Annotated in this window: 15 protein-coding genes; 7 read left to right on the top strand and 8 right to left on the bottom strand. The window is 31.8% G+C overall.

The genetic code is table 11. From position 1 onward, the window contains the following. The first annotated feature begins 12 nt into the window (after positions 1 to 12). The 7 genes from bamA to KAR88_RS07945 are packed head-to-tail and all read left to right on the top strand — an operon-like array spanning position 13 to position 6,515. Positions 13 to 2,229: an outer membrane protein assembly factor BamA gene (bamA, locus tag KAR88_RS07975; RefSeq protein ID WP_002778667.1), complete on the top strand. Its 2,217-nt coding sequence runs from the start codon at positions 13 to 15 to the stop codon at positions 2,227 to 2,229. Further along, entirely contained in the window at positions 2,229 to 2,945 is a 717-nt protein-coding gene (locus KAR88_RS07970) for an inositol monophosphatase family protein (protein ID WP_052781009.1), read from the top strand. Before bamA ends, KAR88_RS07970 begins: the two co-directional genes overlap by 1 nt. Positions 2,946 to 2,959: 14 nt before the next feature. Then, positions 2,960 to 3,802: an acetyl-CoA carboxylase, carboxyltransferase subunit beta gene (gene accD / locus KAR88_RS07965; RefSeq protein WP_002778671.1), complete on the top strand. Its 843-nt coding sequence runs from the start codon at positions 2,960 to 2,962 to the stop codon at positions 3,800 to 3,802. A gap of 1 nt (position 3,803) precedes the next feature. Continuing rightward, complete coding sequence (locus KAR88_RS07960) at positions 3,804 to 4,253, top strand: 23S rRNA (pseudouridine(1915)-N(3))-methyltransferase RlmH (RefSeq protein ID WP_002780129.1); 450 nt, start codon at positions 3,804 to 3,806, stop codon at positions 4,251 to 4,253. An 11-nt stretch (positions 4,254 to 4,264) separates the two neighbouring features. Next, positions 4,265 to 4,618 (top strand): RNA polymerase-binding protein DksA, encoded by a 354-nt coding sequence (gene dksA, locus KAR88_RS07955; protein ID WP_002778675.1) that lies wholly within the window; start codon positions 4,265 to 4,267, stop codon positions 4,616 to 4,618. Next, the gene (locus tag KAR88_RS07950) at positions 4,615 to 5,601 is read left to right on the top strand and encodes a hypothetical protein (protein WP_052781008.1); all 987 of its coding nucleotides are present in this window, start codon (positions 4,615 to 4,617) and stop codon (positions 5,599 to 5,601) included. Before dksA ends, KAR88_RS07950 begins: the two co-directional genes overlap by 4 nt. Continuing rightward, a complete protein-coding gene (locus KAR88_RS07945) occupies positions 5,598 to 6,515 on the top strand; it encodes a tRNA-dihydrouridine synthase (RefSeq protein ID WP_002785111.1) in 918 nt (305 codons plus the stop codon). Before KAR88_RS07950 ends, KAR88_RS07945 begins: the two co-directional genes overlap by 4 nt. Before the next feature lie 30 nt (positions 6,516 to 6,545). On the opposite strand, the gene KAR88_RS07940 is transcribed toward KAR88_RS07945, so the two are convergent. From KAR88_RS07940 to fabD, 8 genes are all read right to left on the bottom strand, one after another. Then, positions 6,546 to 7,772, bottom strand: a complete 1,227-nt coding sequence (locus KAR88_RS07940; protein ID WP_079460049.1) for a hypothetical protein — start codon at positions 7,770 to 7,772, stop codon at positions 6,546 to 6,548. A 35-nt stretch (positions 7,773 to 7,807) separates the two neighbouring features. Beyond that, positions 7,808 to 8,500, bottom strand: a complete 693-nt coding sequence (locus KAR88_RS07935; protein WP_038852288.1) for a hypothetical protein — start codon at positions 8,498 to 8,500, stop codon at positions 7,808 to 7,810. Positions 8,501 to 8,622: 122 nt separating this feature from the next. After that, positions 8,623 to 9,030, bottom strand: a complete 408-nt coding sequence (gene ybeY / locus KAR88_RS07930; RefSeq protein ID WP_002785061.1) for an rRNA maturation RNase YbeY — start codon at positions 9,028 to 9,030, stop codon at positions 8,623 to 8,625. Beyond that, positions 9,027 to 9,641: a recombination protein RecO gene (gene recO / locus KAR88_RS07925; RefSeq protein ID WP_002782374.1), complete on the bottom strand. Its 615-nt coding sequence runs from the start codon at positions 9,639 to 9,641 to the stop codon at positions 9,027 to 9,029. Before recO ends, ybeY begins: the two co-directional genes overlap by 4 nt. Beyond that, positions 9,641 to 10,162 (bottom strand): cysteine hydrolase family protein, encoded by a 522-nt coding sequence (locus tag KAR88_RS07920; RefSeq protein ID WP_002790500.1) that lies wholly within the window; start codon positions 10,160 to 10,162, stop codon positions 9,641 to 9,643. Before KAR88_RS07920 ends, recO begins: the two co-directional genes overlap by 1 nt. Continuing rightward, complete coding sequence (locus tag KAR88_RS07915) at positions 10,159 to 10,920, bottom strand: tRNA 2-thiocytidine biosynthesis TtcA family protein (protein WP_192801373.1); 762 nt, start codon at positions 10,918 to 10,920, stop codon at positions 10,159 to 10,161. The genes KAR88_RS07920 and KAR88_RS07915 overlap by 4 nt, the downstream gene beginning before the upstream one ends. Continuing rightward, positions 10,917 to 11,603 carry an aminodeoxyfutalosine nucleosidase gene (gene pfs, locus KAR88_RS07910; RefSeq protein WP_002778692.1) on the bottom strand — a complete coding sequence of 229 codons (687 nt, stop codon included), beginning with the start codon at positions 11,601 to 11,603 and terminating at the stop codon, positions 10,917 to 10,919. The genes KAR88_RS07915 and pfs overlap by 4 nt, the downstream gene beginning before the upstream one ends. Continuing rightward, positions 11,604 to 12,524, bottom strand: a complete 921-nt coding sequence (fabD, locus tag KAR88_RS07905) for an ACP S-malonyltransferase (RefSeq protein ID WP_192801271.1) — start codon at positions 12,522 to 12,524, stop codon at positions 11,604 to 11,606.

Genomic DNA, 12,524 nt, shown 5'->3' with positions numbered 1-12,524 from the left:
AGGTAAAAATAAATGAAAAAAATCATCAGCATTTGTGCCTTAGTTGCACTAAGCAATGCAGCAGTAATTAAAGAAATTAAATTTAACGGATTAAATCATCTTTCAAATGCAAGTGCTTTAAATCTTACAGGATTAAAAATCGGCGAAACAATAAATCTTGATAAAATCAATACCGCCATACTTAACCTTTATAAACAAAATTATTTCGAAAATATTGCCGTAGAGGAAAATAATGGTATTTTAAATATCATTGTCACAGAAAAACCAAGCATAGCCAAAATAAGCATTACAGGAATTGCATCTAATGATAGAAAACAAGTAGAGAGCATTTTGGGTATAAAAAGAGGAACTTTATTTGATGAAGCAAGCGCTAAAGAAGCAAGCGAACGCATCAAAGCTTATTATGAGGCTAAAAGCTATTTTGATACCATAGTAGAATACAGAAAAAAAACTCTAGAAAATACCGAAGGACTAGAGCTTGAATTTATAGTCAATCGCGGAGAAAATATCGTTATTAACAATGTTAATTTAAGTGGAGCAAAGGAATTTTCATATTCAGATATCGAGCCTAGTATAGTCAATAAAGAAAAAGAATTTATGGGCTGGATGTGGGGAAGAAATGATGGAAAGCTCAAAATTTTTGAATTAAGCAATGATAGCGCAAGAATCAGCGATGAGTACATGAAAAAAGGATATCTTGATGTACAAGTATCCTCGCCTTATCTTAAAACCTATACCGATACTTATCAGGCCAATCTGACTTATTTTATCAAAGAAGGCAAGCCTTATAAAATTGAGAGTATAAGTATAGAAAATCCTTTATTTAGCGAGGAAGAAAATATACAAAATGTAAAAAACCTACGCTCAACCCAAGGCAAACTTATCAATATAGAAGACATTCGCAAAGATGTAAAAACCATAGAAACACAAAGTGCTGATTTAGGCTATGCTTTTGCAGAGGTTTATCCTGATATTCAAAAAAATGATCAAACCCAAGAAGCTAGCGTTGTTTTTAAGGTCATTCCTCACGATAAAGTCTATATAAGAAATGTTATCATTTCTGGAAATTCTCGCACGGTCGATAGAGTAGTACGTCGCGAACTTTATATCACCGAAGGAAATTTATACAATCGCACCGATTTAAGTGAATCTACAAATGCTTTAAGAAGAACTTCTTATTTTGATGATGTAGAAATTAAAGAAGAAAAAGTAGATGATACACATATAGATTTAATCGTCAATGTTAAAGAAGCTTCTACGGGTGCTATTTCAGGAGGCATTGGCTATGGTTCAAGCGATGGTTTGTTACTCAATGCTTCATTATCAGATACCAATATTTTTGGTTCAGGTATTAAAAGTTCTGTGAGTGTAGATAAAAGTGATGATACCCTATCAGGGAGAATCAGTCTTATAAATCCACGCATTCTTGATAGTCAATACAGCTTGGGCGGAACGCTTTATTCTAATGATTATGAATGGGATAATTACTCTGAAAAAAATTACGGTTTTGATATCACCCTAGGTCGTCAATTTGCAAGATATTATAATGTAAGTTTAACTTACAATCTTGAGCAAAGTGATATCTATCATCTAAGCCCAACACTTTTAAGAACAGGTTATGAGCTTGGCAAAACTATAAAAAGCTCTATCACTCCTGCTATTACTTTTAACAACACTGATGATTATTATCTCCCAAGAAAAGGTATTATCGCTTCAACAAGCTTAGAATATGCAGGACTTGGAGGAGATCAAGAATTCCTTTCATCGAGTTCAAAATTTAACTTTTATCAAGGTTTGCAAGATTATATAGGTTATGATCTTATTTATCGTTATAAAGCAAGTTTTTATAAAGTTTGGGATGAAGGCTATCTTCCAATCAATCAAAGAATCTATTTAGGTGGTATTCGCTCTCTTCGCGGTTTTGAAAGTAGAACTGTAAGCCCTAAAAATGAATGGGGAGATGAAGTGGGTGGAACTATAGCTTTTGCAAATTCTGTAGAGCTTAGCTTTCCTTTAATCGATAGAATTAAACTTCGCGGTAGTGTATTTTTTGATTATGGGATGATAGGAAATAAAAATCTTGATGAAATTCAAAGAATGAGTACAGGTTTAGGTATAGAATGGATCACTCCTATTGGGCCATTGCAACTTGTATTTGCTAAACCACTCAACGATAAAAAAGGTGATGATACCAATACTTTTGAATTTAACCTAGGAACACGCTTTTAATGAAACAATTTCTAGATGCTTGCCTAAAAGCAAATTTGCAAATTAGCGAGTATCTTAACAATATTTGCGAAAGCGATCTTAGCTTTTGTCCCGAACTTGGCTTTGATAATAATCAAAGCTATAAGCTTGATCTAAAATGTGAAAAAATCTTTATAGAGCACCTTTGCAACCTAGGTCAAATTTTTTCCGAAGAAAGTGGCTTGATCGGGGAAAATAGTCCTTATAAAATCATTCTTGATCCCTTAGATGGAAGTTCAAATTTTGTTTCTAAAATACCCTTTTATGGAACATCTGCAGCACTTTTTAAAGATGAAGAAGCTCAAAGTGCTTTTATTTGCAATCTAGCAAATCATGAAATTTTAATTTTTGATGATAATAAAAATTTAAAATCAAATCTTTTCAATCCTAACTATTCTCCTTTTTTGCCTAATCATTTTTCTCAAATTGGAATCGTAGAAAAAATAACGCTTTGCCCAAGTCTTATCAACCACCTTGCACAAAATAAGCTTAAATTTCGCTCTTTGGGCGCTACAGCTTTAAGCATTGCTTATGCTCCATATTTTAGCTTTGTTTTAGTTTTAGGAAAAACTCGAATCTTTGATACTGCAGGAGCTTTGATATTGTGTAAAAATTTATATATAGAAAACAATGAAAATTTCCTTCTCATAAGTAAAGATAAGAAAATTTTTGATATAATCTTGGAATTTTTAAAATAATTAGGTGAATTATTATGAATTTTGCAGATATTTTTTCAAAAATCAGAAGACAACAACCTAGCACCAAAGAGGCTCCAAATCATTGGGTAAAATGCCAGAGTTGCCATGCTTTAATGTATTATAAAGAAATAGAATCTTGTTTTAATGTATGCCCTAAATGCTCTTATCATATGAGAATTTCTCCTATGGATAGAATCAAGCTTTTAAGTGATGAAAATACCTTTGTTGAGTATGATGCAAATTTAGAAGCCATAGATCCGCTCAAATTTGTTGACAGCAAGTCTTATAAAAAACGCTTGAGCGAAGGCGAAAGCAAAACCGGTAGAAAGTCTGCAGTCATTAGCGGAGAATGTCTTATAGATGGACTTAAAATTCAGCTTGTGGTGTTTGATTTTTCTTTCATGGGAGGATCTTTAGGCTCTGTAGAAGGCGAAAAAATCGTTAGGGCAATCCAAAGAGCTATCACAGATAAAACTCCTGTTGTTATCGTAAGTGCAAGCGGTGGAGCTAGAATGCAAGAAAGTACTTATTCTTTGATGCAAATGAGTAAAACAAGCGCTGCTTTAAAACTTTTAAGCAAAGAAAAACTCCCTTATATCAGCGTATTAACCGATCCTACTATGGGAGGCGTGAGCGCTTCTTTCGCTTGGCTTGGAGATTTAATCATCGCTGAACCAGGCGCTTTGGTGGGTTTTGCAGGAGCAAGAGTGATTAAACAAACCATAGGTGCAGATTTACCCGAAGGCTTCCAAAAAGCTGAATTTCTACTCGAACATGGACTCATAGATGCAATAGTAGAGCGTTCAGATATGAAAAAATACCTTAGCGATACTCTTAAATTCTTTTGTGGAAAATAACTTGCAAGTTAATATTTTTCACATACAAAAAAACGATGAATTTAAAATTTGGGGTGAGAAGTACGCAAAACTTATCTCCAAATTTGCAGATCTTAAAGAACACAATCTCTTTAATAAAAAAATAGCTGCTGCGCAAAATTTAAATGCACAAGCTGCTAAATTAAGCTATGAAGAGGCATTTGCTCCTTATACAAAAGGCTTTTGCATAGTTCTTGATGAAAGAGGCAAGGAGCTTACAAGCGTAGAATTTGCAAAACTCATAGCAGATAAAAATAATTTAAATTTTTTTATAGGTGGTGCTTATGGCCTAAGGGATGAATTCAGCCAGAGTTTAGATTTTAGACTTTCATTAAGCAAACTCACCTTAGCACATCAATTTGTAAAAATTTTACTTTTAGAACAAATTTATCGTGCTTTTTGTATCAACTCAAATCATCCTTATCACAAATAAAAGGTTAAACAATGAAAAAGAATGAAATACAAGTTTTTAAAACTATCTTAGAAAATAGAAAAAAAACTATATTGGAAAATTTGCAAAGCAATTCTAAAGAAATTGAAGCCTTACATAATAGCGTCCCAAGTGATAGTGTGGATTTTTCTGTTATTGAAACAGGATCGCAAATTGATTTTGCTATCAGTGCTAATTTAAAACAAGAATTAGAAGAAATAGAAGATTCTTTAGAAAAAATCAAAGATGGCACTTATGGAATATGCGAATCTTGCGATGAAGAAATCACCATAGAAAGACTTAAAATCAAACCTCATGCAAAATACTGCATCGTATGCCGCGAAAATTTAGAAAAAGGAGAGTTATGAGAATTAGATTATTTTTTATAGCAAGCTTTATTTATATAGCTCTTATATTTGCTCTTGCTTGGTATTTAGAATTAGGAAATTATACTTTAAATTTCAATACATATAGCTTCGAGCTACCTATAATGATATGGCTTATTTTACCTTTGATACCTTTAGTGTTTTTTGCCATCATTCATATGGGTTTTTATTATTTTTTACTCACTTTAAAATTTAAGCATTTTTTCAAAGATTCTACCAAATTTGAAAATTTTACCCGCGACCTTCTTTTGGAAAAAGAATCAAATATCAGCTTTCAAACAAAGGAATTTAGACAAGTAGCACAGCTAGCTAAAACCCTAAAAACACATGAAAAAATCCCTAATGCAAACAAAATCAATGAAATTTTAGATCTTATAGACGGCATTAAAAAAGAAGAATACTTCAATCTTAACAAATTTAAACTCGAAAATAATAATATCTTATTTCTAGAAAATGAAAAAAATCATATCAAAAATGATATAAATTATGCTTATTCCAAAATCAAAAACCTTAGTCAAACTCAAGACGAATTCCAAGATCTGGCTTTTGAAAGTTTGATAAAAAAAGGAACTTATGAGCAAATTAAAAATATCAAAATCACAAAAAAACCTTGTCATATCCTTACACTCATCAAGCGTTTTAAAGAAGGAAATTTAGAGCTTAATGCTGCTGAATATGAAGTTTTACTTTCTCACAATATCCTTAGTGAAAAAGACTATCTTGATATAGCAAAACTAAGCATCAAGCTTTTAAATCCTGACGCAGTTATAGGAATTTTTAACAAAATCAAAAATGAAAAAAGTGAAGCTTTAAGAGCGTATTTATATCTTTTAGCTGAATTTGGACTTTTAGATGAACTCAGAGAACAAATTCATAATGATGACAAAAAATTCAATGATTTTAAAGCCTTTTTAGCCTTGCGTGAAAAAAATATCAAAATCGATTTAAATCAGCTTATACAATGATAGATTTTAGCAAAAAGCCTTTATTTTTAGCTCCTATGGCGGGTTTTTCAGACCTGCCTTTTCGCAATGTGGTAAAAAAATTTGGTGCAGATATCACAATAAGTGAAATGATAAGTTCCAATGCTTTAGTTTATGAAAGCTCTAAAACCTTACATATGCTAGAAAGAGCTGAATTAGAAAATCCCTATATAGTCCAAATTGCAGGGGGTGATAAAGAAGTGCTTAAAAAAGCAGTTCAAATGCTTAATGAAATGGATTTTGTAGATGGCATTGACTTTAATTGTGGTTGTCCTGTAAATAAAGTCGTCAAACAATGTGCAGGAAGTGCTCTGCTAGAAAATTTAGAGCTTTTTAAAAGCCTTGTGGGAGTGATTAAAGAAAACAATAAAAAAAGCCTTACAAGTGTTAAATTTCGCTTAGGCTTTAATGAAAAATATCCCGAAAAAATGGCTAAAATTTGCGAAAGCTTGGGGGTGGATTTTGTAAGTATTCATGGACGCACAAGAAAACAGCTTTATAGTGGAAAAGCGGATTATGAATCCATTGCCAATGCTAAAGCAAGCGTGAAAATTCCTGTGATCGCAAATGGTGATATCAATGCTCAAAATGCTAAAGAGGTTTATGAGATCACAAAATGTGATGGACTTATGATAGGGCGTGCAAGTGTGGGAAATCCTTGGATATTTTATGAAATCAAAAGTGGTAAAAATGTAGATGAAAAACTCAAAAAAGAAATCATACTCACTCATTTTGACGAAATGATAAAACACTATAAAGATCAAGGTGTGAGTATATTTCGTAAACATTTACACGAGTATTCCAAAGGCCATAAAGATGCTTCAGCCTTTAGAGATAGTGTTAATCGCATCGACAATGTCGAAGAAATGCGAAAAAAAATAGAAGAATTTTTTTAGTTTAACTTGATTTTTATAATTTAAAAAATCTTAAGCCTTAATATCTATAATTTTTGCCGAAGTGTTTTGAGAAAGAAATTTATTAAATTCTCCTATATCATCATCGCTAAATTTCATACCAAAAAGAAGTTCTAGCTCATCGCTTGTGCCAAATTTAGTTTCTAAAAGCTTTTTTACAAGCTCATTCATTTTATTATCATCTTTGTAAGTTTCGCTTTTACTTTCTGCTTGTATAGGTTTAAAAGGCTTTTCTTTGCCTTCTTCTGAAGTTTCTTGCGATGAAACAACTTCTTTTTTGTTTGCTATCTCGGTTTGATATACTTCTCCCATTTTATCACTTTTGGCTTTCATTTCTAGCCATTGTTTTTTAAATTCATCTATATCAGTTATTGTATTTCTAAGTTTGGTTATATATACACTATCTGCAAATACATCTCCTGTTATACTCCATTCGATAGGATTTTGATTTATAAATTCGTTTAAATCTTCCACTTGACTTTGGCTCATATTTTTATCATAGCCAAGAAGCTTTCCCTCTATAGTTCTTTCACCTTCTATAAGAGGATTTTGTCCTGACATACCTGCAAAGAATGCCATTAAAACACCACCTTTGCTTATAGTGCCATTATCATTTTTATAAAATGATGCTCCGATATTTATATGAGAGCTTGGATCAAATATATCGCTATTTTTTTTAATATAATCAGCAGGAGCTTTTTCTTTCCAGCTTGGGAAACTTAGGGTTAATTGCTTAGGATTTTGATAGATTTTTAAGTCATCTTCAAAACTTAAAGCACTCTCAAAATCTTTTTCGGAATAATAAATATTTGTTACTTGAAAACTTTTTTTATTATAAGAAAATCCCAAAGGGATTTTGCTTAAATCTTCAGTAGTAAAATTTCCACTCGGTTCATCAATAAGCTGTGAAAAAACCTTATAAGCATTACCTAAACTTTTGGCAATATCTATATTGGTAAAAGATTTAAAATTAAGGTTAGTGATATAATTAACAAAATTTTCAGCACCTTTAGCATAAATCTTATAATCTTTTGGAATTCCTGCTGCTTTATTAAATTCACTTGTAAAAAAGCCATCTTTATCTACTTCATAACCTAAGACTTTATTGCTTGTTTTAGTAGCGTCTTGGGTGTCTTGTAAATTTTTTACATTAGTATTTGAATTTAAGGAAGAGTTGTTATTGTTTTTAATATTAAGATTGACAAAGGAGTTATTGAAAGTTGAGTTGATACCTATCATTTTTAATCCTTTTTATAATTTAAATTTTTATATTTTTAAGCCTTAATATCTACGCTTTTTGGTGCAGAATTTAAAGAAAGAATTTTATTAAATTCCCCTGCATCATCATCGCTAAATTTCATACCAAAAAGAATTTCTAGCTCATCACTTGTGCCAAATTTAGTTTCTAGTAGTTTTCTTAAAAGCTCATTCATTTTATTATCATCTTTGTAGGTTTCGCTTTTACTTTCTGCTTGTATAGGCTTAAAAGGCTTTTCTTTGTCTTCTTCTGAAGTTTCTTGCAGTTTTTTCTGTGATGAATCAATATTGTTAAAATCAACAAAATATTTTTTTTGAAGCTTAAGATATTTTTCTTTAAATTCATCTATACTTTTGCTTGTGTGAAAAATTTTAACATAAGCTTCATCATAACTCACCCCATCAATATGCATCCAACGAGGGTGTTTGGAATTTTCATCCATCCATTTAAATAAACTTTTAACTTCTGATTCTGGTAATTCATTGTTTCTAAGTTTATCTTCTATTGAACCCTCGACTAATTCTATTTTATCGCTGAATTTTTTAGAAATCTTATACAAATCTATCAAATCATTACCTAATTCTTCTCTTTGTTTTTTTGCAAGCTCAGGATTTCCATTTTCAATACTTTCATCTCTTATTTTGGTAAGTGTTTGCAAAGGATTGTTTCCAAAATATCTATTAAAAGAGCTTAGAGGAAATACTATCATCTTTATCACCTTGGAATAGATTTTATTCTAAAGTAAATCGGCAAAAAATGATTTTTTTAATATTTTTACTCATATATTTAAAATATAAAGCGCAAGTCTTCTAGCCCTTGAAAAAATCTTACTTAATCTTCCAAAGTCCTTATAATCAAACTTTTGGGCAAATTAAAGTGTTCTATAAGTTCTTTTTCTTTTTCTCTCATTTCTCCATTATCTACCTCATGATCAAATCCAAGCAAATGAAGCATGGCATGGATAAAAAGCAAGCTTACTTCCTCTTCAAAACTATGTCCTAACTCTTTAGCCTTCTGCTTTGCCAAATCTATATTAATCACAACAGAACCCAAAGGCAAGCTCTCATCGATATTTTCAAGTGGAAAAGAAAGCACATCGGTGGTTTTATCTTGCTTTCTTTGCTCTAAGTTAATCTCTTGCATTTCCTTACTTTCTACAAAAACAAGTTCCACATCCTTAGAGCTTAAAAAACTTACTATAGGCTCTAAAAATTCGCATTTTTCATCACTTAATATCATAAACCCTCCTTGATCAATTGATACAAATTCCCTATTTCTTCATCACCAAAAATCGCACAATTTTTACTTTCATAAAAATTTTTTAATTTCTGCTTTTCAAATGCATAACCTAAAGCACAAGTGTGATGCGAAGGTAAAAAAGCACGAATTAAAGTGATGGGATTTTCTATGCTTTCATCACAAGCAAAACATCTAAATTCTTGATGGAGTCTTCCCTCAAATTCTAAAATCTTAAGATAAGCGTCCACAATCACGCGCTTGGGATTTTGCTTTTCAAAACGCTTTACACATTCATCTAAAAGCTCAAAATAAAAACTTTCAAGTACTTGAGCATCTTTTAAATGATGATACAGAAGACGGATAAATTCCTGCCAAATCAGCATTTTTTCACGATCCATAATCCATACAAAACCCAAATGCAAAACATCCTTAAGTCTTGGCAAAAAGCTAGGATTTTCATCTAAAGCAAAATCAATTTTATAACCATTTAAAATACTAGAATGTCTAAGCCCATAAAAACGATACGCCTTGATAAGCTCTTTAGGGCTTAAAATATAAACAATCAAATCCTCATCTTTTACTTTTTGCGTATGAAGTATAAAGCCTTGCATTAAAGTATTTCAATGCCATAAGCTCTAAGTAGATCAAAAGCGGATTTTTCTAAATTTTCATCAAAACTTGCACTTAAATTTTGATGGAGTATAAGTCTTGAATTTGGCTTCGCGCTAAAAGCTAAAATGATATTACAAAAGACGCAAATATGGGAAACAAGTCCTGCAAAATGGATTTCTTCGTATTCACTTTTTGCGATAAAATTTGCAAATTCTAAACTTCCAAAAGTATTTTTATGAAAAACCTTATGAGCTTTTTGCAAAAAGGGAGTAAAATCTTTAGGCATTTGCCAACCCGAGCTATCTTTTATACAATGTTCGATAGGCAAATTTAACCCTTCCTTGCTCTTTAAATAATCCTCATCATGAGTATCATAAGTAAGAAGCAAATGCGTGTTATTAAAATCGATTTGATTTAAGGCTTTAAGAATATTTTCTTTGATCTTTAAAGCCTTATCAAAACCTAAACTTCCATCAATAAAATCATTTTGATAATCCACTAAAACAAAAGCTTTTTTCATATTTTTGTCCTTTCTAGCCAAAAACTTTCTGTGTGTAAATTTGTAAAAGCAGTTTTTAAGCTTGTAAAAAGCTTAGGATGATCTTTTTCTAAATTAGCTAAAAGTTGCTTTGCTTCTTCTCTTGCATGTGGAAATTTTACATTTTTTTCGCTTAGCTTCATACCAGGGCAAAATTCATTTCCTATAACCTGAAGTTCATTTTGTGTAGCATTATCCCTAAGTTGTCTTTCGCGCACAAAAATCAAAGGGCGTATAACCGTAATACCTCGTTTGCTTTGATAAATAGGCGCTAAAGTTCTTAAAGCTCCATTATGGATAAAATTCATAAAAAAGCTCTCAGCTGCATCATCTAAATGGTGTGCGATAGCTAATTTGTTAAAACCTTTTTCAAGAGCATAAGTATACAAAGCACCTCGGCGCATTCTTGAAAAATAACTACAAAAGCTTGAATTTTGTCTTATCGTATCGCCTGAAACTTCATAGATATTTGAATCAATCACGCTGTGTTTAATCCCATGCTCCTCACAATGTGCATGAAGCCCTGAGTAATCCTCACCCATACCATAGCTTAAAGTCGCTGCTTCAAGCTCGAATTTAAAAGGTGCGTGAGCTTGCATTCTTTTTAAAAGATGTGCTAAAGCTAAAGAATCTTTTCCGCCGCTAAGCCCTAAAAGAACCTTATCTCCATCTTTAATGAGTCCAAATTTAGCATTAGCTTGTGCAACTTGACGGATCAGTTTTTTACTAAGATTTATCATAATTTCTCGCACATTTTAAGCACAAAATTGGCTGAAATTTTAGCTGAATTGATCACAAATTCATCAAAATCAAATTCAGCCTTTTCCCCTGCTTTATCACTCATAGCTCTTAAGATAAAACAAGGCACCTTTAAAGCATCACAAACCAAAGCCACACTTGCGCCTTCCATTTCACAAGCATCAGCATTAAAAATCTCTCTGATTTTTGCTTTCTTTGCCTCATCACAAATAAATTCATCACCCGTTGCGATAATACCTGCACGAAGTTTGATATTTAATTCTTTTGCGACTTCTAAAGCAAGATTGTTTAATTTATCGTCTGTCTTTATAAAAATTTCATTTCCTGGAACAAAACCCAATGGATGTCCAAAAGCAGTGATATCAAGATCATATTGTGCTAATTTCGTCGCATAAAGCAAGTCACCAATCTCAAGCTCAGGATTAAACGCTCCTGCAACACCTGTAAAAAGTAAAACTTGCGCGCCAAATTTTTCTATCATTACGCTAGCACTTAGGGTAGAATTTACCTTGCCTATCTTAGAATAAGCAAGAATAAGCTCATGATTTTTATAGTTTGCAAAATAATAAGTATTATTAGCGTGTTCTATTTTTGTATAATTTTTAAGTGTTTCAAGCAAAGGAGTGATTTCTTCACTCATTGCACCTAAAATTGCTATTTTCATTTATATTACCTTTAAAAATTCTTCTATATCATTCATATTTGTTAAAGCATAAGTTTCTTTTGAAGTGATTTTTTTATTCAAACCTTTAAGCACACTAGCGCCAAATTCTATAAAACAATCTGCTTCATTTTCACAAGCCTTAATGCTTTGTTTATAAAGCACAGAAGCTACAAGTTGGGTTTTTAAAAGCTCAAGAGCTTCTTGTTTGCTCGTATAAGCTTTAGCTGTAGCATTAGAAATTACAGCTTTAAAAGTAGGCTCTAGTATTTTTTCAAGCTCTATGCAAAGTTTATTAGACGCGTTTTCTAAAAGCGGACAATGGCTTGCCACGCTCATATTTAAAAGCATAGCTCTTTTAGCGCCTGCTTCTTTAAATGTGCTTTCATAGCTTGCTAAATCAGGTTTTAAACCTGCAACAACGATTTGCCCATCGCAGTTATAATTAGCTGCAAAAATTTTTTTATCCTCATCTCTAGCTTTTTGACAAAGCTCTTCCACTTTTTTATCATCAAGCCCTAAAATTACCATCATACCCGCTTCAACTTTTGCACAATCTTCTTGCATAAAAAGTCCTCTTTTATGCACAAGCATAGTTGCTTCTAAAAAGCTAAAAGCACCATTGATCGCCAAAGCTGAAAATTCACCCAAGGAATGACCCAAAGCAAATTTAGCCTTAATATCAGGTTTTAATTCACTCAAAGCACTATAAGCCATTAAAGAATTTAAGAGTATAGCAGGTTGTGTAAATTCACTTTTGTTTAAATCATCATTTTCGTTAAACAATAAATTTTTAAAATCAATTTTACAAAAATCGCTGGCATTTTCTAGAAGTTCTTTTGCGGTTTTGGAGTTTTCATAAAAATCTTTACCCATGCCAAGACTTTGAGAGCCTTGACCTGGAAAAATAAATACAGCATTCAT

The sequence above is a fragment of the Campylobacter sp. JH23 genome (assembly GCF_017846595.1).
In the GTDB taxonomy this organism is placed as follows: domain Bacteria; phylum Campylobacterota; class Campylobacteria; order Campylobacterales; family Campylobacteraceae; genus Campylobacter_D; species Campylobacter_D coli.
Note: the sequence above shows the minus strand (reverse complement) of the source record. Positions and strands in the feature narration are given on the sequence as shown.